This window comes from Streptomyces sp. KMM 9044, assembly GCF_024701375.2.
GTDB lineage: Bacteria > Actinomycetota > Actinomycetes > Streptomycetales > Streptomycetaceae > Streptomyces.
In genome coordinates this window covers 4,733,727-4,755,303 of record NZ_CP113910.1, presented here as the reverse complement: position 1 = coordinate 4,755,303, position 21,577 = coordinate 4,733,727, and the positions used below count along the sequence as shown (strand labels likewise).

Genomic DNA, 21,577 nt, shown 5'->3' with positions numbered 1-21,577 from the left:
TATGATCGGCACACTTTCCTGAGACATTCCTGAGGCTTTCCGGCACGGACAGCGATCGAGTGCACGGCGGGAGCGAGCGGTGAGCGGAACGTCCGAAGGGCCGACACCCACAGCGGATCCCAACCGACCGGTCGTCACGGAGAGTGAGATCACCGCCCCACCCCGTACCGGATGTGCCGACCTCCCCCCGCCCCCGTCGTACCGCTCCGTCTTCGCGGCCGCTCCGCTCGCCATGGCCGTGGTGGGCCGTGACGGCAGGGTCATCAGCGCCAACGGCACGCTCGCCGCCCTGCTGGGCCGCCCCCCGGGCACCCTGACCGGTGCGGTCGCCGCCGACCTGGTGGACCTCTCCTCCGACGCCCGCGCCCGGCACGCCTACCGCGACCTGCTGAGCGGGGGGCAGGGCCGGCTGCGCTGCACCCGCCGGCTCAAGCACCCCGAGGGACACTCGCTGTGGGTGCAGGTGTCAGTCGCCCCGCTCCCCCCGGACGAGGGCGCCGCCCCCCGTGAACACGGCGCACACGGCACGCGCGACGGACACGGCGCCCCCGGCGTGCTGCTGTCGGTCGCCGACGTCAGCGCCCGTCACGAACTCCAGTCCCAGCTCAGGCACTTGCAGATGCACGACCCGGTGACCCGGCTGCCCAACCGCACCCTGTTCTTCGAACGGCTGACGGCCGCCCTGGAGGCGGAGCCGTACGAGGAGAACGGCACGGGCCGGATCGGGCTGTGCTCCCTGGACCTCGACGGTTTCAAGGCCATCAACGACGCCCTGGGCCACCGTGTCGGCGACCGGCTGCTGGCCGCCGTCGCCGAACGGCTGACGCTGTGCGCCGAGGACGCGGGCCGGTCCAGGGGCTGCACCCCGCTGGTGGCCCGGCTCGGCGGGGACGAGTTCGCGCTGCTGGTCGAGGACTCCACGGGCACCGAACAGCTCGCCGAGCTCGCCGAGTCGGTGCTCGGCACGATCCAGGACCCGTTCGACGTGGCCGGGCATCGGCTGTCGGTGTCGGCGTCCATCGGCGTGGTCGAACGGCACGCGGCCGGGACCACGCCCACCGGGCTGATGCAGGCCGCCGACACGACCCTGTACTGGGCGAAGGCCGACGGCAAGTCCCGCTGGACGCTGTTCGACCCGGAGCGCAACGCGCACCGTATGACCCGTCAGGCCCTCGCCTCCACGCTGCGTCCCGCCGTCGACCGGGGCGAGTTCGCGCTGGAGTACCAGCCGCTGGTCGGCATGGAGGACGACCGGGTGCACGGGGTGGAGGCCCTGGTCCGCTGGAACCATCCGCAGTTCGGCACGCTGACGCCGAACCGGTTCATCTCCATCGCCGAGGAGGACGGCTCGATCGTCAAGCTCGGCCGCTGGGTGCTGCGCACCGCCTGCAGGCAGGCCCGCAGCTGGCAGACCGAGCATCCCGACGAGCCGCCGATCTTCGTCAGCGTGAACGTCGCGGTCCGTCAGGTCTGGGACTCCGACCTGGTGGCGGACGTCGCCGAGACCCTCAAGGAGACAGGCCTGGCGCCGCAGCTGCTCCAGCTGGAGCTGACCGAGTCCGCGGTGATGGGCTCCTCGGGCCGGCCGCTGCAGGCGCTGACCGCCCTCAGCGACATGGGCGTACGCATCGCCATCGACGACTTCGGCACCGGCTACTCGAACCTGGCCTACCTCAGCCGGCTCCCGGTGTCGGTGCTGAAACTGGACGGCGCCTTCGTCCGCGGCTTCCAGTACGAGGACCGGGCGGCGGCGCCCAGCCCGGCGGACGAGGCCATCGTCGAGGCGATGGTGCAGCTCGCCCACCGGCTGGGGCTGACGGTCACCGCGGAGTGCGTGGAGACCTCGGCGCAGGCCACCCGGCTGCGCCGGATCGGGTGCGACACCGGTCAGGGCTGGCTGTACTCCCGTCCGGTCCCGCCGGACCGCATCTCCGAACTGCTGGGCACCCCGGAGGTTCAGGCGGACGTCGTCGGCGATCCGGTCGTCGGCAACCCGTAGGCGTCCGCGATGAGTTCATAGGACCGCAGGCGTATGTCACCGCTGTGCGCGCTGGTGGTGATCATCAGCTCGTCGGCGCCGGTGCGCTTCTGCAGGTCGTCCAGGCCCGCGCCGACCTCGTCCGGGGTGCCGTGGACGACGTTGGCGTTCCACGAGTCGACGAACTCCTGCTCCATCGGTGAGAACGGGTGCGCCTGTGCCTCCTGCGGGGTGGGGACCAGGCCGGGGCGGCCGGTGCGCAGCCGGACCATGCTGAGCGCGGCGGCCAGGACCTGGCGCCGGGCCTCCTGCTCGTCCTCGGTCGCGAGCGCGGAGACGCCGATCAGGGCGTAGGGCTCGCCGAGGAGGCCGCTCGGGCGGAACGACTCGCGGTAGAGGTCCAGCGCGGGGATCGTGTTCTGCGCCGAGAAGTGGTGGGCGAAGGCGAAGGGCAGGCCGAGCAGGCCGGCCAGCCGGGCGCTGAATCCGGAGGAGCCGAGCAGCCAGACGGGCGGGCGGTGCGGCGACTGCACCCCGCCGGGCGAGGTCGCCTGAACCGGACCGGGGACGGCGTGGATCCGGTGGTAGGGGTGGCCGTCGGGGAAGTCGTCGTCCAGGAAGCGGGTCAGCTCGTCGAGCTGCTGGGGGAAGTCGTCGGTGCCCGAGTGACTGGGGGTCCCCCCTGCTCGAGCGGAGCCGAGAGCTTGGGGGAGGGCGGTGCGGCGCAGGGCGGCGGCGGTGGCGCCGTCGGTGCCGGGGGCGCGGCCGAGGCCGAGGTCGATCCGGCCGGGGGCCATGGCCTCCAGTGTGCCGAACTGCTCGGCGATGACGAGCGGGGCGTGGTGGGGCAGCATCACTCCGCCCGAGCCGAGCCGGATCCGCTCGGTGTACGCGGCGAGGTGGGCCAGGATCACGGCCGGGGACGAGGACGCCACACCCGGCATGGAGTGGTGCTCGGCGACCCAGTAACGGTGGAAGCCTCGCTTCTCGGCGAGCCGGGCGAGCTCCACGCCGGTGCGCAGCGCGTCGGAGGCGGTGTGCCCGGCGCCGACCGTGGCCAGGTCCAGCACGGACAGCGGAACGGGCGCCGAGCCGTGCGTGACGCCTCGTATACCGGCGCCTGCGGTGTCGTCTGCGGCCACGGTGGGGTGCCTCCTGTTTCGAGTGACGTTCGCCGCACCCGTAACAGGAGGCCGTCCCCGCTTATTCCCGGGCGGGACGCTCCCCCGCCCCGCTCACGTCCGTCCGCCCCGCTCACGCCTGCACGATCGGCTCCCGCGTGAACAGGGCGCCCAGGCTCGGGGCGTTCACCCGGCGGTCCGCCAGACGCAGGGCCTCCCAGACGGTGACCTGGTTGGCGGTGAGGACCGGCTTGCCGAGCTCCTTCTCGAGGGCCGGGATGTGGGCGGCCGTGTGCAGGGCGGTGTCGGGGAGCAGGAGGGCCTGGGCGTCCGGGTGGTCGGCCGCGCGGGCGAGGGCGAACAGCTCGGCCTCGCCCCAGGTGCCGACCTCCGCCGCCGTGATGATCCCGGCGCTGGTCACCCCGGTCACCTCCACCCCGTCGGCCGCCAGGAACTCCACGAAGAGCGCGGCCACGTCGTCCGGGTAGGTCGCGCCGACGGCGACCCGCCGCACCCCGATCTCCCGCGCCGCGTGCACGAAGGCGAAGGACGTGGAGGACGCGGGCATGCCCGCCGTACGGGCGAGGGCGCGCACCTGCTCGTGGGCGCCGTCCCAGCCGCGCACGAAGCTGCCGCTGGTGCAGGCCCACACCACGGCGTCGGCGCCGGTGAGCCGCAGTTCCTGGACCCCGGCCGCGAGCCGGTCCGCCGCGCCCATCTCCAGCAGGGCGTCGGCCCGGTGCGCGTCCTCACCGATGTCGGTGTGCGCCAGGTCCACCCGGACGTCGCTGCCCAGCAGTTGCTCGATGCGCGGATAGTCGTCCTCGGCGGAGTGTCCGGGGTAGAGGAATCCCAGTGCGGTCATGTCCAGCCTTTCTGCTGCTTCTCGTCCGGTGTGCCGGGGATGCCCTGCGCCCCCGGCACACCCTGCGCGTCCGGCACGCCGTGCACGCCCCGTACGTCCGACGGCTCCTGGCCTTCCGGCAGTACGGAGCCGGTCGGCACCACCGGCCCGGCGGCCGGCAGTACCGAACCGGCCGCCGGGCCCGGCAGTGTGCTCCCGGCCCCGGTCCCGGTGCGCGCCGACGTGTCGATCAGCGCCTGATACGGTCCCACCGCCCGGGTACCCAGTCGGCGCAACGCTGCCCACATGGTCACCTGGTTGGCCGAGATCACCGGTATGCGCAGTTCCGCCTCCAGCTGTGGAATCACGTCGTAGGTGGGCAGGTTGGTGCAGGACAGGAACAGCGCGTCCGCCGTGCCGAGCCGGCCGCGCACCGCCGCCCGCCGGGCCATGTCGACCACCTCGCGGTAGGTGACCTTCCAGATCTGCCGGGTCAGGCCCATGTAGGCGCAGCCGGTGACCGCGACCCCGGCCTGCGCCACGTACTCCTCCAGCGCCCGGGTCACCGACACGGTGTACGGCGTCACCAGTGCCAGCCGCCGTACGTCCAGCTCCACCAGCGCCTCCAGCAGTGCGCCCGAGGTGGTGACCGAGGGGACCGAGCCGGCCCTGCTCATCGCCTCGCACATGGCGCGCTCGCCCATGACCCCGCCGACGAAACTGCCCGACGTGCAGGCGTACGCGACGGCCTCGGGGGTGACCTCGGTGAGGGTGCTCACGGCGTTCTGGAGGGTCTCGTGCTCGCTGATCATGCGGGCGAGATCCAGGCTCACCTCGACCGGCACGTACGGCGTCCGGGTGACATGCAGGGACACGTCGTCGGGCGTCCACCGCCACAGCTCGCGGTCCAGCGCGAAGTCGAAGGGGGCGACCACACCGACACCGCGCTGCGGGCCTGGTCCGCCGAGGAAGGAGACGTCCATGTCAGCACCGGCCTCACGGTGAGAGACGAGCACGCAACGGTTCGTTCAAACGCCCGTGTTGACGACAGTAGGTTCGGGGTGCCAGCGTGGTCAATCAGCACATCTCAGACTTCCGGCCCTCCCGGGGAAACGGCGGCCATGACCTCCCCCCAGAAGACCCCCTCGACTCCCCCCACGGCCGGCCCCACGACCGCCGTGACCAGCCCCGGCACCGGCTCCGCGGCTCTCCCCACGCTGCTCGTCCTGGACGCCGATCCGCCGCCCCGGCTGGGCCGGCTGGCCGGCAGGGTCCGGATCGAGCACGCGGACGCCTCGACGCTCGCCGGGCGGCTGCCGTCCGCCGACGTACTGCTGGTCTGGGACTTCACCTCGCACGCGGTACGCGCCGCCTGGCCGGGCGGGGGGCCGAGGCCGCGCTGGGTGCACACGGCGAGTGCGGGCGTGGACCATCTGATGTGTCCGGAACTCGCCGCCTCCGACACGGTGGTCACCAACGCGCGCGGGATCTTCGACCGGCCGATCGCCGAGTACGTCGCCGCGCTCGTCCTGGCGATGGCGAAGGACCTGCCGCGGACGCTGGAGTTCCAGCGGGAGCGGACCTGGCGCCACCGCGAGTCGCGCGGGGTCGCCGGGACCCGTGCCTGCGTCGTCGGGTCGGGGCCGATCGGCCGGGCGATCACCGGCACGCTCGAGGCGCTCGGGGTCACCACCGCGCTGGTCGGCCGCAGCGCGCGCGCCGCCTCGCGTGGTGACGGCGTCGGTGCCCCCGCCGCTGCCGTGCACGGCGCCGAGGACCTGGACCGGCTGATCGCCGGCGCGGACTGGGTGATCGCCGCCGCACCCCTGACCGAGCGGACCCGGGGCATGTTCGATGCCCGCCGCTTCGCCCTGATGCAGCCGTCCGCCCACTTCGTCAACATCGGCCGCGGCCCGCTGGTCGTCGAGGACGCGCTCGCCGAGGCGCTCCGCAGCCACCGGATCGCGGGCGCCGCCCTGGACGTCTTCACGTCCGAGCCGCTCGCCCCGGACAACCCGCTGTGGGAGGTGCCGGGGCTGATCGTGTCGCCGCACATGAGCGGGGACACCCTCGGGTGGCGGGACGAACTCGCTTCTCAGTTCGTGGAGTCGTACGAGCTGTGGGCCGCGGGCGAACCGCTGCCGAACGTGGTCGACAAGCAGCGCGGGTATGTACCCGGACACTGACCCACCCGCCGGCCCGCCCGGCCCCCCCCTGACCTCCCGGGAGCGTGGATGACCCAAGGCACCGACCCCAGCACCCTCACGTCCCGCACCGCCGTGCAGCTGCTCGACGGCTACCGCACCGGCGCGTTCGGTCCCGTGGAGGTGACCCGCGCGGCGCTGGAGCGGGCGGAGGCGATCCGGCCCCAGGTGAACGCGTTCGTCCGGCTGCTGTCCGATCAGGCGCTGGAGCAGGCCGCCGCGTCCCAGGAGCGGTGGCGGCGCGGCGAGCCGCGCGGGCTGCTCGACGGGGTGCCGGTCACGGTGAAGGACATCCTGCTGCTGCGCGGCGCCCCGACCCTGCGCGGCTCGCGTGCCGTCGACCCGGCGGGCCCGTGGGAGGAGGACGCGCCGTCGGTGGCGCGGCTGCGGGAGCACGGCGCCGTCTTCCTGGGCAAGACGACGACCCCCGAGTTCGGCTGGAAGGGCGTGACGGACTCCCCGCTCAGCGGTGTCACCGGCAACCCGTACGACCCGGCGCGCACCGCGGGCGGGTCCAGCGGGGGCGCGGCGGCGGCCGTGGCCCTGGGCGCGGGGCCGCTGGCACTGGGGACGGACGGCGGCGGCAGCGTCCGCATCCCGGCGGCGTTCTGCGGGATCTTCGCCCTGAAGCCGACGTACGGGAGGGTACCGCTGTATCCGGCGAGCGCGTTCGGCACACTGGCGCACGTCGGCCCGATGACGCGGGACGCGGCGGACGCGGCGCTGCTGATGGATGTGATCAGTGGGCCGGACTCGCGCGACTGGTCGGCACTGGCACCGGCACCCGTCTCCTTCCGGGAAGGGCTGGACGGCGGGGTGCGGGGGCTGCGGGTGGCGTACTCGCCGTCACTGGGCGGCCAGGTGGCGGTGGTCCCGGAGGTGGCGGCCGCGGTACGGCGGGCGGTGGAGCGCCTCGCCGCGCTCGGTGCGTACGTGGAGGAGACCGACCCGGACTTCTCCGACCCGGCGGACGCCTTCCACACCCTGTGGTTCTCCGGAGCGGCGCGGGTGGTGCAGCACCTCACCCGTGAACAACGGAAGCTGCTGGACCCCGGACTGCAGGAGATCTGCGCGGCCGGGGCGCGCCGGTCGGCGCTGGACTACCTGGCGGCGGTCGACGTCCGGATGGACCTGGGCCGGCGCATGGGCCGCTTCCACGACACCTACGACCTGCTGGTCACCCCGACCGTGCCCCGCACGGCGTTCGAGGCGGGTGTGGAGGCGCCGAAGGGTTCCGGTCACCGGCGGTGGACGGGCTGGACCCCGTTCACCTACCCGTTCAACCTGACGCAGCAGCCCGCGGCGAGTGTCCCCGTGGGCACCGACGCGGCCGGGCTGCCGATCGGCGTCCAGCTCGTGGCCGCCCGCCACGCCGACGCGCTGGTGCTGCGGGCGGCCCACGCGCTGTACGGGTCCGGGGTCACGCCCTCCGGAAGCTGAGGGTCTCCCCCGCCGCTCCGGCGCGCCACAGGTCGTTGCACCCCTCGGCCATCTCCGTGAGGCCCTCGACGACCTGGCCCCAGACGATGCCGGGCACCCAGCCCACGTCGCCGTTCAGCAGCAGGTTGTTGCGTTCGTAGAACAGGGCCAGGTCCACGACCGTGGCACCGGGGCCGACCTCGCGGTCGTAGCCGTAGGCCTTGGTGCCCAGTTCCGCGCCCGCGAAGGAGAAGTAGCAGAGGTCTCCCGGGACGGGCGTGACCGTCGGATTCTCCAGCGGCGGCTCGGCGGGGGCGAACGGCGGGAAGAGCGCGTAGATCTCGTTGCGGGCGTATTTGGCGTGGTAGACGTCGCCGGACAGAGGCAGGGAGTCCCAGACGGCCGCGCAGGTGACCGGTGCCCGGTCGTCGAGCAACCGTGCCGTACAGGTGATTCCGCGTTTGACCAGCGAGACCTCGACGTATCGGTCAATCATGAGACCCATCGTCCCTCACCGGTCAAGACCGCCCGGCCTCCGAAGAGCGCCGAAACTGGCGGGAATACTCGGCATCACTTCGGGTAGCTGCGCCGCCATGGTTCCACCACTGGGAAAACCACTGAGACAACGCGGGGAAGCGTCCGCGTCCGCCGGGCCCTCCCGCCGGTCGCTGCTCGCGGGGGTGGCGGCGCTCGGCGCGCTCGGCGCCGCGGGCTGTTCGCGCGTGCCCACCGAAGCGAGCACGGGCGGCGGTGACCAGCTCGAACGGCTCAAGGCGGCAGGTGTGGTCCGCCTGGGTATCGCCGGCGAGATCCCCTTCGGTTACATCGACAAGGACGGCAACCTGACCGGCGAGGCGCCGGAACTCGCGAAGGTCGTCTTCAAGCGGCTCGGGGTGGACCGGGTCCAGCCCGTCCCCACCGAGTTCGGCTCGCTGATCCCGGGTCTGAACTCGCAGCAGTTCGACATCGTGGCCGCCGGGATGTACATCAATCCCGAGCGCTGCGAGCAGGTCATATTCTCCGACCCCGACTACCAGATGCTCGATTCGTTCATCGTGCGCAAGGGCAACCCGAAGGGGCTGACCAGCTACAAGGACGTCGTCGAGAAGGGGGCGAAGTTCGCCACCGGCACCGGGTACGCGGAGATCGCGTACGCCGTCGAGGCCGGGTACCCGGAGGGCGACATACTCATCGTCCCCGACCAGGTCGCCGGGCTGAACGCCGTGGAGGCCGGCCGGGTCGACGTCTTCGCCGGTACGGCGCTCACCACCCGCGAGGTGGTGAAGAAGTCCGCCAAGGCCGAGGTCACCGAGCCGTTCCAGCCGATCGTCGACGGTGAGCCGCACACCGACGGCGGCGGCTTCGCGTTCCGTCCCGCCGAGACAAATCTGCGGGACGCCTTCAACGCCGAGCTGGCCAAGCTCAAGGAGAGCGGCGAGCTGCTGCGGATCCTGCGGCCGTTCGGCTTCACGGAGGACGAGATGACGGATCTGACCGCGAAGGAGCTGTGCGGCGGATGACCTCAGGACTCTGGGAACTCGTACTCAAGGGCGTCTGGGTCACGATCCAGCTGCTGGTGCTCAGCGCGCTGCTCGCGACCGCGGTCTCCTTCGTGGTCGGCATCGCGCGCACCCACCACTCGAAGTTCGTCCGTTTCCTCGCGGGCCTCTACACCGAGGTGTTCCGCGGCACCTCGGCACTGGTGATGATCTTCTGGGTGTTCTTCGTGCTGCCCCCGGCCTTCGGCTGGCAGCTGGTGCCGCTGTGGGCGGGCACGCTGGCGCTCGGCCTGACCTACGGCGCCTACGGCGCGGAGATCGTGCGCGGTGCGCTGGCCGCCGTCGACCCGGCCCAGGTCGAGGGCGGGATCGCGCTCAGCTTCACACCCGCGCAGCGGATGCGGATGATCATGCTGCCGCAGGCCGTGCCGGAGATGATCCCGCCGTTCTCCAACCTGCTGATCGAGCTGCTCAAAGGCACCGCCCTGGTGTCGATCATGGGCATGGGCGATCTGGCCTTCAGTGGCAACCTGGTGCGCCTGGCACTGCAGGAGAGCGCTGAGATCTACACGTACATCCTGGTCATCTACTTCGTGATCGCCTTCCTGCTCACCCGGGTCATGCGCGGTCTGGAGAAGAAGCTGAAGGCCGGCGTCGGAAAGAAGCCCGTGCCCGATCCCAGGACGGACCTGAAGCGGGCCGAGACGACCAACGTGGGGGGTGTCTGATGGAGTGGGACTGGAGCGCCGTCTCCGAATTCATGCCGTACTTCTGGGACGGCCTGCTGGTCACCCTGCAGATCCTCGTCCTCGGCTCGCTGATCTCGTTCGTCCTCGGCCTGGTGTGGGCCCTGCTGATGCGGGTGCCGTCCCGCTGGGTGACCTGGCCGGTCGGCGGCGTGACGGAGTTCATCCGCAACACCCCGCTGCTGGTGCAGCTGTTCTTCCTGTTCTACGTGCTGCCCGAGTGGGGAGTGACCTTCTCCGCGCTGACCACGGGGGTCGTCGCCATCGGTCTGCACTACTCGACGTACACGATGCAGGTCTACCGCGCGGGCATCGAGGCCGTGCCGGTGGGCCAGTGGGAGGCGGCGACGGCACTGAACCTGCCGCTGCGCCGGACGTGGACCGCGGTGATCCTGCCGCAGGCCGTGCGCAGGGTGGTCCCCGCACTCGGCAACTACGTCATCTCGATGCTGAAGGACACGCCCCTGCTGATGGCGATCACCGTGCTGGAGATGCTCGGTGAGGCCCGCCTGTTCTCCCAGCAGCACTTCCAGTTCACCGAGCCCCTGACGGTGATCGGCTTCGCCTTCATCGTCATCTCCTACCTGGCCTCCCTTGCCCTCCGAGCCCTGGAGCGACGCCTTGTCCACTGACAGCACCCAGCCCGGCCCCCTCCCCGTCGAGCCCGAGAAGACCCCCGAGCCGGACGTCGGCACCACGCGCGCCGCGGCGGGCGCCGGCAGTGAGCTGATCCGGCTGGAGAAGGTCACCAAGCGGTTCGGGCACAACACGGTCCTCGACAACCTCGACTTCTCCGTGGACGCCGGCAAGCACGTCACCCTGATCGGGCCGTCCGGATCGGGCAAGACGACGATCCTGCGGCTGCTGATGACGCTGCTGAAGCCCGAGGAGGGCACGATCACCGTCGACGGGGAGCAGCTGTTCCCCGCGCCGGAGAAGCAGGTCCGCGAGATCCGCAAGAAGATCGGCATGGTCTTCCAGCACTTCAACCTGTTCCCGAACATGACCGTGCTGCGCAACATCACCGAGGCCCCGGTCACCGTGCTCGGCATGTCCAGGGACGAGGCCGAGGAGCGGGCGCGGGAGCTGCTCGAGATGGTCGGGCTGACCGAGCACGTCGGCAAGCACCCCTCGCAGCTGTCCGGCGGCCAGCAGCAGCGGGTGGCGATCGCACGGGCCCTGGCGATGCGGCCGCAGGTGCTGCTCCTCGACGAGGTGACCTCGGCGCTCGACCCGGAGCTGGTCGCGGGCGTCCTGGACGTGCTGCGGGACATCGCCCGTTCCACCGACATCACGATGCTCTGCGTCACCCACGAGATGAACTTCGCCCGGGACATCTCCGACCGCGTCCTGATGTTCGACCAGGGCCGGATCATCGAGTCGGCCCCGCCGGAGAAGCTCTTCAGCGAGCCCGAGCACGACCGGACCCGGGAGTTCCTCAGCGCGGTCCTGTGACCACGGGGTGATGTCCGCGGCGATGTCCGGGCGGCGTGCGGAGCGGTGTCCGGGCAACGCCCGAGGTCCGCACGCCGGGACATCCCCTTGGCACATACCCCTGGACCCGCGCCGCAGTGGGGGGAACCGCGATCTCGTCAACACCCGCCCCGGAACGGCAGCTTGACGGCTGTCGTGGAGAGGGTTCGTCGGCCGGACCACAGCCCCGCCAGCGAGCGCAGGGGAAAACCGTGGCACTGCCGTGTCCTCCCGGGGGACGCCCCCCGGGCCCTCGACCGGCCCTGCTCATGCCCCGCGCACCACATCGAGGCGAGTCGTCATGAGGGGGAAGCCGACCGCTCCGTGCCACCGTGTCCAGGACGCCCCGCGCGTCCTGGACACGGTGGCACGGCACACCACCGGAGTCACCGGTGCCCAGCTCGCCCGCGAGACCGGCCCCGGCCCGGAGCGACTGACCGCGCTCCTGTCGATGCTGCGCCGGGCCGCCGACGCCCTCAACCGCAACGCGGCCCCGGTGCTGCTGCCGCCGGCGATCCAGGTCCTGTCTGGAGTTTCCCGTCGTCGCCCGAAGGGCGGCCGTGCGGCGTCTGGTGCGGTGCACCGGTGTGCGGCCGGGTACGCCCTCGTACCGCGGACGTACCCGGGTGATCCGGCCGTGCGGCGAGGTGCCGTGCCGGACGCCGCACGGCAGACGGGAAACTCCGGACAGGACCCAGGCGCGGGCGGGTCGGGCCGGCGCGCGGTCGGAAGCACCCCTGACAGACGGGTATTATTTTCCGCGTCGCCGACCGCGGAAGCGGACGGCGGGAGTCATGCGCCGCTAGCTCAGTTGGTTAGAGCAGCTGACTCTTAATCAGCGGGTCCGGGGTTCGAGTCCCTGGCGGCGCACACTGAAGGGCCTCTCGTGGGAGCGAGAGGCCCTTTGACGTGCCCGGAAGCGGCGTCAGAAGGTGACGTCCGAGCAGGCGTAGAACGCGTTGCCCGTGTCGGCGACCGACCACACCACGATGATGGCGCGGCGCCCGCTCAGCCCGGCCCGTCCCGCTCCCCGCTCCGGCCCGGTCCAAGCCGCAGACCCTACGGCCCCGCCTCCCCCCACCCCGCGCAGAACGCCACCGTCAGGTCCTTGACCAGCACCTTGCGCTCGCGGTCGTCCAGCTCCACCATGCCCCGCAGGGTCAGCCGGGTCACCGTGTCCTCCACCGAGTCCACGACCGAGGTGAGCACGCTCGCCCGGTGCCGGGCGTCCAGCGCGGCGATCCGGCACCGGTGCATGGCGGCGGCCACCTCGGGGGCGTACTCCACCCGGACCGGCCGCACCGCGAACACCTCGATCCCCACCGGACCGGCGTCCGCCGCGACCAGCCGGGTCAGCGCGTCCTGCGCCGCGCCCGCCGCCCCTCCCGTATCACCCGGCGCCTCCACCGGGACCCGGAGCAGCGCCGCCTCGACGCACTCGCGCACATACGCCTCGTGATCCTCGACGCCCAGCGTGGCCCGCGCGGTGTCCCGCACCCGCCACACGACCAGGACTCTCGTCCGCAGCGCCACCCCGCCGCGGTCGGCCGCCTGCATCGGCCCGCTGCGCCAGTGCCGCAGCCGTACGTCGACCCGGCGACGCAGCAGCAGCGGGTTCACCCACAGCAGGCCGGTGCGCCGGACGGTTCCGCGGTAGCGGCCGAACAGGCCGAGCACCCAGGCCCGCCCGGTCCGGCCGCGGGCCAGCCCGCCGAACCCGAACAGACCGAGCGCCCCGGCCGCCGCGTACGCCGCCCACTGCGCGGGCCCGAGTCCGGCGGCTCCCGCGGCCCCCATGTGCGCCGGAAGCCCGAACGCGGCGGCCGACGACGACGGCAGGACGCCCGCCCACCACGACGTGGCCACGCACCCGGCCGCCCCGCACAACCCGGCCAGCGCCCCCGCGCCCCCGGGCAGCACCCGGGCGGGCCGCTCCACCAGCTCGGGATCGACCCGCGGCACGGACGGCCGGGCCGGTGCGACGGCCGGACGCCGCAGCCGCGGCTGCTCCCCCGTGCCCTGCCGGCGGCCGACGACCGCGGACCGCAACCGCCCCGGCACCGGGTCGGGGCCGTCCCGGAACAGCAGATGGACGGGGATCTCGGTGGTGGCCTCGGTGCGGATCACCCGCGCGGGCCGCTCCGCCGCCGAGCGCTCGCCCCCGGAGTCGGGACGCCCGGAGTCGGGGGTGCGGGAACCAGGGGTGCGGGAACCAGGGGTGCGGGAACCAGGGGTGCGGGGATCAGGAGTGCGGGGATCAGGAGTGTGGGGATCAGGAGTGTGGGGATCAGGAGTGCGAGGGGCGCCGGGAGTGTGGGGATCAGGAGTGTGGGGATCAGGAGTGCGAGGATCAGGAGTGCGAGGGGCGCCGGGAGTGGTCAGGGTCATGCGTACCTCCAGCCTCCGCGCCGGTGCACACGGCCGGGGCACTCACGGTCGCTCTCGGGACCGGCCCCCTCGGACACCGGGGACACCGGGGACACCGTGCGGTCCATGCGAATCCCCTCGCAGTTCCGGCCACCTGTTCGATCGCACACCCCGTGGGACACTTCGCGTTTATACACAGATATCAGCTTCTCAACCGCCCACGAGGCGCGCACTCTGACGGTCCGAACGATGTAAGCGCGCCGGCGCGGGCGACGACGGCGGGCGGAACCGGGAACCCGCCCCGAGCGGCGGTCGAAAGCACCCCGCGGGGTCCGGTAGAATTGCGTCGTCAGTGAGCGCCGCTAGCTCAGTTGGTTAGAGCAGCTGACTCTTAATCAGCGGGTCCGGGGTTCGAGTCCCTGGCGGCGCACCGACAGGACGGGCCCCTCGTGATCGAGGGGCCCGTCGCTTTTGGCCGGAAATCTCCTTGTTCTCATTGAACGGTTCGCCTTCACCGCTCGTATGGAACATGGGCCCCACGCGACCCTCCCAGCGGCCACAATGGGATTGCGTGACGGGTGAGCACCGGATGTCGCACCTTGCGATCATGGTGGAACCTGTACAGCCTGGTCCCTTCACGGTGCCGCGGGTTCGCGGCCGTTGAGGGCCGGAGCCCGGTTGCGGACGGTGCGTGGCGGGGGAACCCGCTCTCCGGGCCATGCCGACGGGGGTGCGCCGTGCAACCGGATGGAGCGCTGTGCCGTGTCTATATGGTGTGGGTGACGTGGTGACAGCGGTCTACCACTGACACGTCCGTGAAGGTCGCGGGGGACCGGAAGCGGGCGGAAGGAAGCGACGAAACACGCGGCTGGACCGTGTGTGGGGGGATGACACTCATGACGTCGACGCCGTCGGGCGCCCAGAGGGACGACGACCCGTCCCAGACCACCCAGCTCAGGGTGCCTGCGCACCGGACCGGAAACACGGGCGCTTTCCGCCGGATCAAGAAGACGCTGCCGAGATACGACTACGAGCACTACAGCCGGCTCTCGGGGCCCCTCACCCAGCCCGACCCGGGCAAGCCGTACCAGGTGCAGTACCGCTCGCTGATCTCGCAGGAGCCGCACCGCATCCGCATCGCGCTGATGCTGGCCGCGGCCCCGCTGCTGTCGGTGGTGCTGCTGGTGTGGCTGCTCCAGCCCTCGCACTGGACGGAGCGCGACTACCCGGCGTTCGACTGGCTGCCCACCCTCGACGTCGTGATGCTCGTCTCGATCGGTCTGATCGAGCTCTTCCGCTGTTTGAACGTGCTGTCCAACGCGCACGCCACGCTGGTCGCCCGCGACCCGGTTCCCGTGGTGCCCGAGACCGGTACCCGGGTCGCCTTCCTCACCTCCTTCGTGCCCGGCAAGGAGCCGCTGGAGATGGTGACGAAGACCCTGGAGGCGGCCGTCAAGATCCGCCACCGGGGCACCATGCACGTCTGGCTGCTCGACGAGGGCGACGACCCCGGGGTGAAGGAGGTCTGCGCGCGCCTCGGTGTGCACCACTTCTCCCGCAAGGGCGTCGCGAAGTGGAACCAGCCCAAGGGCCCGCACCGCGCCAAGACCAAGCACGGCAACTACAACGCCTGGCTCGACGCGCACGGCGACGACTACGAGTTCTTCGCCTCGGTGGACACCGACCACATCCCGCTGCCGAACTACCTGGAGCGGATGCTCGGCTTCTTCCGCGACCCGAACGTCGGCTTCGTCATCGGCCCGCAGGTCTACGGGAACTACGACAACTTCGTCACCAAGGCCGCCGAGTCGCAGCAGTTCCTCTTCCACGCGCTCATCCAGCGGGCCGGCAACCGCTACGGCTCCCCCATGTTCGTCGGCACGTCCAACGCCGTGCGCATCAAGGCGCTCAAGCAGATCGGCGGTCTGTACGACTCGATCACCGAGGACATGGCGACCGGCTTCGAGATGCACCGCGCCAAGAACCCGGCGACGGGCAGGAAGTGGCGCTCGGTCTACACCCCGGACGTGCTGGCGGTCGGCGAGGGCCCCAACGCCTGGACGGACTTCTTCACCCAGCAGATGCGCTGGTCCCGGGGGACGTACGAGACGATCCTCAAGCAGTACTGGAAGGGCTGGTACTCGCTGCCGCCGAGCAAGCTCTTCAACTACACCATGATGATCATCTTCTACCCGATGTCGGCCCTCAACTGGATCCTGGCGGCACTGAGCTGTGCGCTGTTCCTGGGCCTGGGCGCCTCGGGTGTGAACATCGACCCCGCGGTCTGGCTGATGCTCTACGGCAACGCCTCCGCGCTCCAGATCGGCCTCTACATCTGGAACCGCCGCCACAACGTCTCCCCGCACGAGCCGGAGGGCTCCGGCGGTGTGGCCGGTATGGTCATGTCCGCGCTGTCGGCGCCGCTCTACGCGAAGGCGCTGATCGACTCCGTCCTGCGCCGCAAGAGCAAGTTCGTCGTCACGCCCAAGGGCGACTCGGCCAGCCCGGACACCTGGTTCGGCACCTTCCGGTACCACTGGTACTTCATCCTGATCTTCGGCGGCTCCCTCGTCGCCGGCTTCGTCTACGGGCACTCGCACCCGGCGATGGTCGTCTGGGCGACGTTCGCCCTGATGATCACGGCCGCACCCATGTTCGTCTGGCGGCACGGTATGCGCCAGGACAGGAAGAAGCAGCCCGACGCCCATGCGTCGGGCCGGCACCCGGACGACCGGCCGGCGGCGGACTCGCCGAAGGGCTTCGCCCACGAACCGGCGACACAGCAGCTGCAGGTGCTCCCGCGCATCCAGCAGCAGGCACACGCGCAGGGCCGGCAGTACGGGCAGCAGCACGCCGCGCGCGGCCGGCCGGACCGGCCCAGCTGGGCCGCCTCCCACGGCGGACCGGCGGGACCGGGAGAGCCGGAGACCTCCCCGGGACCGGACGGCCCGGGTGGGCCGGGTGGCCCGGACGGCCCGGGTGGGCCGGGTGGGCCGGGTGGAGCGACAGGTGCCGGCAACGGCTCCGGCAACGACCAGACGATGCAGATCGCCCTGGGTGGACTTGGGGGACGTAAGGAATGAACGACCGTGCAGGCCGCCGTCGCGCCCGTCGGATCGCGATAGGCACGGCGGTGGTACTCGCGCTGGCCGGCATGAACGGGCCGTGGCTGTACCGCGAGGGGTCCGAGAAATACCACCAGTACAAGATCAATCAGCCGGAGTACAAGGCGGACAACGGCCGCTGGGAGATCGTCGAGTTCCCGGAGGAGTACCGCCAGAACACCATTCACGCGGCGCTGCTGCGCACCGGCAAGGTGCTGCTCGTCGCGGGTTCCGGCAACGACCAGGACAACTTCGACGCCAAACGGTACGACACCCGCATCTGGGACCCGGTCAAGGGCACCGTCAAGAAGGTGCCGACGCCGACCGACCTGTTCTGCACCGGCCACACCCAGCTCGCCAACGGCAATCTCCTGATCGCCGGCGGCACCAAGCGGTACGAGAAGCTCAAGGGCGACGTGAAGAAGGCCGGCGGCCTGATGATCGTCAACAACGAGAACCCGGACAAGCCGATCACCCTGCCCGCGGGAACCAGGTTCACCGGCAAGGAGAACGGCAAGACCTTCGTCTCGAAGGACCCGGTGCTCGTCCCCCGCGCGGAGAAGAACTTCGACCCGGTGACCGGCGAGTTCCTGGGCAACACCCCGGGCGTCGGCCGGATCTACGTCGAGGCGCAGAAGGAAGGCGCCACGTACGAGACCGGTACGCAGGACAACTACACGGTGGCGGGCCTGAACGGCGCCGACGCCAAGAACACGTACGGCATCGCCGAGAAGCTCGCCCTGGACAAGAAGGACTTCCAGGGCATCAGGGACGCCTTCGAGTTCGATCCGGTGGCGGAGAAGTACATCAAGGTCGACCCGATGAAGGAGGCCCGCTGGTACCCGACGCTCACCACCCTGAGCGACGGAAAGATCCTCAGCGTCTCCGGCCTCGACGACATCGGCCAGCTCGTCCCGGGCAAGAACGAGGTCTACGACCCGAAGACCAAGGAGTGGACCTACACCGAGGAGGTCCGGCAGTTCCCGACCTACCCGGCGCTGTTCCTCATGCAGAACGGCAAGATCTTCTACTCGGGCGCGAACGCCGGCTACGGTCCCGACGACGTGGGCCGCGACCCGGGCGTCTGGGACGTGGAGACCAACAGGTTCACCAAGGTCCCCGGCCTGAGCGACGCAGACATGCTGGAGACGGCGAACACCGTGCTGCTGCCGCCGGCGCAGGACGAGAAGTACATGGTGATCGGCGGCGGCGGGGTCGGCGAGTCCCGGCTGTCCAGTGAGAAGACCCGGATCGTCGACCTCACGGCCGACAACCCGCGCTTCGAGGACGGCCCCTCCATGGACAGGGGCACCCGCTACCCGCAGGCCTCGGTCCTGCCCGACGACAGCGTACTGATCGCGGGCGGCTCGGAGGACTACCGCGGGCGCAGCGACTCCGACATCCTCGAGGCGCGGATCTACGACACGGCCGAGAACGAGCTGAGGCGCGTCGCCGACCCGCTGGTGGGCCGCAACTACCACTCCGGCTCGATCCTGCTGCCCGACGGCCGCGTGATGTTCTTCGGCTCGGACTCCCTCTACGGCGACAAGGCCAACACCAAGCCGGGCGAGTTCGAGCAGCGCATCGAGATCTACACGCCGCCGTACCTCTACGGCGAGAACGAGCAGCCCGACCTGTCGGGCGGCCCGCAGACCATCGAGCACGGCGAGTCCGGCACCTTCACCTCGAAGGACGCCGCCTCGGTCAAGAAGGTCCGGTTGATCCGGCCGAGCGCCTCGACCCACGTCACCGACGTGGACCAGCGTTCCGTCGCCCTGGACTTCGAGGCCGACGGCGACCGGCTGACGGTGACCATGCCCGAGAGCCGGAACCTGGTCCAGGCGGGCTGGTACATGATGTTCGCCACCACCGCGGACGGGACACCGAGCAAGGCACAGTGGGTGCGGGTGCCGTAGCGGCCGGCCGGTCCGCCCGCATGCGTCGAGGGGCGCCCTCCGTGACGGAGGGCGCCCCTCGACGCATGGACGGGGCGCGCGGGTGGGGCGTGCGAGTGGGGCAGGCTCAGTCGCCGGCCTCGGCGAGGCCCACCGCGTAGTCCTCCCACCACTCGCCGGCCTTCGGGCCGCCCTTGCACTCGCCGTCCGACTCGCCGGGCCGCTTCACCCACAGATAGGCGTCCACCAGCGGATCCGCGGTCCTGGTCGTCGGCGCCTCGCCGAGGGCGCGGCCGGGCGGGTTGCACCAGCGCTCGGCCGCGTCGCCCCCGGTGTACGGGCCGTTGCCGTTGCGGCTGGTGTCGATGACGAAGGGCTTGTCGCCGACCTTGGCGGAGAGCCGCTTGCCGTAGGCGATGGAGTCCTCGGTGGAGTAGTAGTTGGAGACGTTCACCGAGAAGCCGTCGGCCTGCTCGATACCGGCCCGCCGGAGCGGCTCGGGGATCTGGCCGGGGTCGCCCCAGCCGGCGTTGCCCGCGTCCAGGTACACCGTGGTGTTCTTCAGGCTCTTGAGCTCGGCGACCGCACCGCTGAGGAGGTCGTAGCGCTCCTCGTGGGACTGCTCCGGCGTGCAGCCGTCGACCAGGTGGAGCACCGCGTCGGGCTCCAGGACCACGGTGGCCGCCCGGTCCCCGATGCCCTTGGTCACCTCGTCGATGAAGGCGCGGTAGGCGTTGCCGTCGGCGGCGCCGCCCTGCGAGTACTGGCCGCAGTCGCGGTGCGGGATGTTGTAGAGGACGAGCAGCGCGGTGCGTCCCGCCTTGTCGGCGGCCTCGGTGAACCCGCGGGTCTGCTCCTGCGGGTTCTCCGGGCTGATCCACTCGGCGACGGGCTGCTCCGCTATCTTGCGGATCTGCTCGGCCTCCGCCTTCTTCCCGTCCCCCTCCAGAGAGGCCATCCGCCGCGCGGCCGTCCCCTCCGGGTTGACCCAGAAGGGGCTGGCGCCCTTGGGCTGCTGCGTGATCTCCGCGCCGGCCGCCCTGTCCGAGCCGCCGTCCCCCTCGTCGTCGCCGCCGCCGGAGGAACACGCTGTCATCAGCAGCGCCGCCGCCGCCAGTACCGCTGCCGACGTCCGCCTCCCGGCGAACGCCCCGACCCCCCTGCTGCCGTACATCCAACCCCCCTTGGGTGCACTTGTTCCGTGTGTTCCGAGGTGTTCCGGGTCCCAATCCTGACATACGTCCCGCGGCAGTCATGAGGCCGAGCCGTTCTTGTCCGCGAGCTGTTACTGCCGTCGTACTTTGGTGGGCCACCTGGGGCGATCACCGAACGCGACCGGGAAGGACCTCGGCGTCGGCCGGCCCCAGGGCCGGGCCGGGTGGGCCAGGGCCGGGCCGGGTGGGCCGAGGCCGGGCCGGGGGGGCCAGGTGAGCAGAGTCCGGGCCGAGGCCGGGCCGGGTGGGCCGGGGCCGGGCCGGGTGGGCCGGGGCCGGGCCGGGTGGGCCGAGGCCGGGCCGGGTGGGCCGAGGCCGGGCCGGGGGGGCCGAGGCCGGGCCGGGTGGGCCGAGGCCGGGCCGGGGGGCCGGGTGGGCCGGGGCCGGGCCGGGGGTTCAGGCCGTCGTACCGGTCAGGTACGCGTAGACGACCACGTTGGCCGTGTAGCGCTCGCGTACCGCGTCGAAGGTGCCGCCGCAGGTGACGATGCGCAGTTCGGCCCGGCCGGAGCGGCGGGGCCCGTAGGCCTGCCGGGCGTCGAACCCGTCCCTGGCGATGACCTGGATGTCCTCGACCGTGAACTCGGCGACCCCGGCGTCCTCGCGGACCACCCTGATCTTCTGGCCGGGCCGCAGGGTGCTCACCTTGTAGAACACGGCGGGCCGGGTCTCGGTGTCGACGTGCCCCACGACCAGCGCGGTGCCGGGCGCTCCGGGCGTCACCCCGCCCGCGTACCAGCCGACCACGTCCGGCCGGTCGAACGGCGGCGGGTCGAGGGCGCCCCGCTCGTCCAGGCCTCGGGAGACCACCGGCGCCCGGACGTCCAGGCCGGGAATGTCGAGGCGCCGCGGCTGCGCCTCGCCCAGCGGGCGGTGCGCGGGCGGAAGGTCCACCTGGGGCGGCCGGCCGGCGGCCGCCATGTCGCCGGTGGAGGGTCCGGCCCCGCCGGGGCGCAGACCGGTCACCTCCCGGCCGCACAGCCAGAGCACGAGCAGCAGCACCGCCCAGACCACACCGGTGAGCAGCCGCCCGGGACGTGCCTGGGGAGCCGGGCCTGTCTCGTCGTGACCGGGCACCGTCGGCCGCCTCAGCCGGTCGTTGTTCCGCGTTCCCGTCGTACGCGACCGCGCACGACGGCTCCCGCCGCGGCTGCCGCGAGGAACAACCCGGTCAGCGCCTGCGCGGCGCCCGGCCCGTCCTCGTCGGCGCCGGTGGCGGCCAGCGGGGCGGTACCGCCGCCGCCCGCGTCGACGGGGGCCACGGGCGAAGCGGGCGCGGCCGGCTCGGCGGCCCCCGGCTTCGACGGTTCGGCCGGCTCACTCGTTCCAGCCGGCTCGGTGGGCTGGGTGGGCCGGTTGCGGGCGGGGGCGACCGTGATCGTGCCCTGTCGGGCCCGCTCGCCGCAGCCGACCAGCACCGGGTACGTCCCGGCGGTGAGCGTGGAGCGGACCCGGCTCTCGCCAACGAGTACGCCGTCGGCGACGGTGAGCCGGACCTCGGAGACGAACGCCGAGGACACGGCGACCGCCGTCCGCTCGGCACACTCCGTCACCTCGAGGATGACGTCGGTGCCGGGGGCGGGGGTCGTCGGCGTCACCGAGACACCCGCGTCGCCGTCCACCGCGTACGCGGTGGGGGCGAGCACGGTGACGGCCAGGACTCCGGCACAGAGAGCAACTCGTGGTGAACCCATCGTGGACCTCCAGATACCG

The 21,577-nt window shown here is 71.8% G+C and carries 17 protein-coding genes, 2 tRNA genes and 1 pseudogene; 11 read left to right on the top strand and 9 right to left on the bottom strand.

The genetic code is table 11. The features are described from left to right. Positions 1-79 precede the first annotated feature (79 nt). Complete coding sequence (locus HUV60_RS21410) at positions 80-1,999, top strand: putative bifunctional diguanylate cyclase/phosphodiesterase (RefSeq protein ID WP_257848860.1); 1,920 nt, start codon at positions 80-82, stop codon at positions 1,997-1,999. On the opposite strand, the gene HUV60_RS21405 is transcribed toward HUV60_RS21410, so the two are convergent. The 3 genes from HUV60_RS21405 to HUV60_RS21395 form a co-directional block, all read right to left on the bottom strand. Beyond that, complete coding sequence (locus tag HUV60_RS21405) at positions 1,957-3,120, bottom strand: LLM class flavin-dependent oxidoreductase (RefSeq protein WP_257848859.1); 1,164 nt, start codon at positions 3,118-3,120, stop codon at positions 1,957-1,959. The two genes, HUV60_RS21410 and HUV60_RS21405, sit on opposite strands and share 43 nt — an antisense overlap. A gap of 112 nt (positions 3,121-3,232) precedes the next feature. Next, positions 3,233-3,964, bottom strand: a complete 732-nt coding sequence (locus tag HUV60_RS21400; protein WP_257848858.1) for a maleate cis-trans isomerase family protein — start codon at positions 3,962-3,964, stop codon at positions 3,233-3,235. Continuing rightward, a complete protein-coding gene (locus tag HUV60_RS21395) occupies positions 3,961-4,926 on the bottom strand; it encodes a maleate cis-trans isomerase family protein (protein ID WP_257850194.1) in 966 nt (321 codons plus the stop codon). The genes HUV60_RS21400 and HUV60_RS21395 overlap by 4 nt, the downstream gene beginning before the upstream one ends. A gap of 138 nt (positions 4,927-5,064) precedes the next feature. On the opposite strand from HUV60_RS21395, the gene HUV60_RS21390 reads away from it, so the two are divergent. After that, a complete protein-coding gene (locus tag HUV60_RS21390; protein ID WP_257848857.1) occupies positions 5,065-6,129 on the top strand; it encodes a D-2-hydroxyacid dehydrogenase in 1,065 nt (354 codons plus the stop codon). Between the two features lie 48 nt (positions 6,130-6,177). Further along, complete coding sequence (locus tag HUV60_RS21385; RefSeq protein WP_257848856.1) at positions 6,178-7,587, top strand: amidase; 1,410 nt, start codon at positions 6,178-6,180, stop codon at positions 7,585-7,587. Here the strand turns inward: HUV60_RS21385 and HUV60_RS21380 are convergent. Continuing rightward, the gene (locus tag HUV60_RS21380; RefSeq protein ID WP_257848855.1) at positions 7,568-8,062 is read right to left on the bottom strand and encodes a DUF3830 family protein; all 495 of its coding nucleotides are present in this window, start codon (positions 8,060-8,062) and stop codon (positions 7,568-7,570) included. The genes HUV60_RS21385 and HUV60_RS21380 overlap by 20 nt on opposite strands. Before the next feature lie 97 nt (positions 8,063-8,159). Between HUV60_RS21380 and ehuB the strand changes: the two genes are divergently transcribed. From ehuB to HUV60_RS21350, 5 genes are all read left to right on the top strand, one after another. After that, on the top strand, positions 8,160-9,086 hold the full coding sequence (ehuB, locus tag HUV60_RS21375) for an ectoine/hydroxyectoine ABC transporter substrate-binding protein EhuB (protein WP_257848854.1): 927 nt from the start codon (positions 8,160-8,162) through the stop codon (positions 9,084-9,086). After that, positions 9,083-9,793 carry an ectoine/hydroxyectoine ABC transporter permease subunit EhuC gene (gene ehuC, locus HUV60_RS21370; RefSeq protein ID WP_257848853.1) on the top strand — a complete coding sequence of 237 codons (711 nt, stop codon included), beginning with the start codon at positions 9,083-9,085 and terminating at the stop codon, positions 9,791-9,793. Before ehuB ends, ehuC begins: the two co-directional genes overlap by 4 nt. Further along, on the top strand, positions 9,793-10,443 hold the full coding sequence (gene ehuD / locus HUV60_RS21365) for an ectoine/hydroxyectoine ABC transporter permease subunit EhuD (RefSeq protein ID WP_257848852.1): 651 nt from the start codon (positions 9,793-9,795) through the stop codon (positions 10,441-10,443). Before ehuC ends, ehuD begins: the two co-directional genes overlap by 1 nt. A 94-nt stretch (positions 10,444-10,537) precedes the next feature. Next, a complete protein-coding gene (gene ehuA, locus HUV60_RS21360) occupies positions 10,538-11,266 on the top strand; it encodes an ectoine/hydroxyectoine ABC transporter ATP-binding protein EhuA (RefSeq protein ID WP_257850193.1) in 729 nt (242 codons plus the stop codon). 814 nt (positions 11,267-12,080) lie between these two features. Beyond that, positions 12,081-12,154: transfer RNA gene (locus HUV60_RS21350), tRNA-Lys, on the top strand. Positions 12,155-12,209: 55 nt separating this feature from the next. Here the strand turns inward: HUV60_RS21350 and HUV60_RS34005 are convergent. After that, positions 12,210-12,302: pseudogene (locus tag HUV60_RS34005) on the bottom strand (lytic polysaccharide monooxygenase); the annotation flags it as partial. 41 nt (positions 12,303-12,343) lie between these two features. Further along, positions 12,344-13,411 (bottom strand): SPFH domain-containing protein, encoded by a 1,068-nt coding sequence (locus tag HUV60_RS21345; protein WP_257848851.1) that lies wholly within the window; start codon positions 13,409-13,411, stop codon positions 12,344-12,346. Positions 13,412-14,007: 596 nt separating this feature from the next. On the opposite strand from HUV60_RS21345, the gene HUV60_RS21340 reads away from it, so the two are divergent. The 3 genes from HUV60_RS21340 (at position 14,008) to HUV60_RS21330 (ending at position 18,671) form a co-directional block, all read left to right on the top strand. Then, positions 14,008-14,081, top strand: a tRNA-Lys gene (locus tag HUV60_RS21340). Between the two features lie 466 nt (positions 14,082-14,547). Continuing rightward, complete coding sequence (locus HUV60_RS21335) at positions 14,548-16,734, top strand: glycosyltransferase family 2 protein (RefSeq protein WP_257848850.1); 2,187 nt, start codon at positions 14,548-14,550, stop codon at positions 16,732-16,734. Beyond that, complete coding sequence (locus tag HUV60_RS21330; protein ID WP_257848849.1) at positions 16,731-18,671, top strand: kelch motif-containing protein; 1,941 nt, start codon at positions 16,731-16,733, stop codon at positions 18,669-18,671. The genes HUV60_RS21335 and HUV60_RS21330 overlap by 4 nt, the downstream gene beginning before the upstream one ends. 106 nt (positions 18,672-18,777) lie before the next feature. On the opposite strand, the gene HUV60_RS21325 is transcribed toward HUV60_RS21330, so the two are convergent. The 3 genes from HUV60_RS21325 to HUV60_RS21315 all read right to left on the bottom strand — a co-directional run bounded on the left by HUV60_RS21325 (position 18,778) and on the right by HUV60_RS21315 (position 21,558). Further along, positions 18,778-19,824 (bottom strand): glycoside hydrolase family 6 protein, encoded by a 1,047-nt coding sequence (locus HUV60_RS21325; protein ID WP_257848848.1) that lies wholly within the window; start codon positions 19,822-19,824, stop codon positions 18,778-18,780. Between the two features lie 436 nt (positions 19,825-20,260). Further along, entirely contained in the window at positions 20,261-20,941 is a 681-nt protein-coding gene (locus HUV60_RS21320; protein ID WP_257848847.1) for a class F sortase, read from the bottom strand. A gap of 11 nt (positions 20,942-20,952) precedes the next feature. Then, entirely contained in the window at positions 20,953-21,558 is a 606-nt protein-coding gene (locus tag HUV60_RS21315; RefSeq protein ID WP_257848846.1) for a hypothetical protein, read from the bottom strand. Between the last annotated feature and the right edge of the window lie 19 nt (positions 21,559-21,577).

Excerpts from the sequence above, each read along its gene's own strand:
- HUV60_RS21400 (WP_257848858.1), bottom strand. The coding sequence starts at position 3,964 with ATGACCGCACTGGGATTCCTCTACCCCGGACACTCCGCCGAGGACGAC.
- HUV60_RS21395 (WP_257850194.1), bottom strand. The coding sequence starts at position 4,926 with ATGGACGTCTCCTTCCTCGGCGGACCAGGCCCGCAGCGCGGTGTCGGT.
- HUV60_RS21330 (WP_257848849.1), top strand. The coding sequence starts at position 16,731 with ATGAACGACCGTGCAGGCCGCCGTCGCGCCCGTCGGATCGCGATAGGC.
- HUV60_RS21390 (WP_257848857.1), top strand. The coding sequence starts at position 5,065 with ATGACCTCCCCCCAGAAGACCCCCTCGACTCCCCCCACGGCCGGCCCC.
- HUV60_RS21385 (WP_257848856.1), top strand. The coding sequence starts at position 6,178 with ATGACCCAAGGCACCGACCCCAGCACCCTCACGTCCCGCACCGCCGTG.
- ehuC (WP_257848853.1), top strand. The coding sequence starts at position 9,083 with ATGACCTCAGGACTCTGGGAACTCGTACTCAAGGGCGTCTGGGTCACG.
- ehuB (WP_257848854.1), top strand. The coding sequence starts at position 8,160 with ATGGTTCCACCACTGGGAAAACCACTGAGACAACGCGGGGAAGCGTCC.
- HUV60_RS21315 (WP_257848846.1), bottom strand. The coding sequence starts at position 21,558 with ATGGGTTCACCACGAGTTGCTCTCTGTGCCGGAGTCCTGGCCGTCACC.
- HUV60_RS21380 (WP_257848855.1), bottom strand. The coding sequence starts at position 8,062 with ATGATTGACCGATACGTCGAGGTCTCGCTGGTCAAACGCGGAATCACC.
- HUV60_RS21325 (WP_257848848.1), bottom strand. The coding sequence starts at position 19,824 with ATGTACGGCAGCAGGGGGGTCGGGGCGTTCGCCGGGAGGCGGACGTCG.
- HUV60_RS21335 (WP_257848850.1), top strand. The coding sequence starts at position 14,548 with ATGACGTCGACGCCGTCGGGCGCCCAGAGGGACGACGACCCGTCCCAG.
- ehuD (WP_257848852.1), top strand. The coding sequence starts at position 9,793 with ATGGAGTGGGACTGGAGCGCCGTCTCCGAATTCATGCCGTACTTCTGG.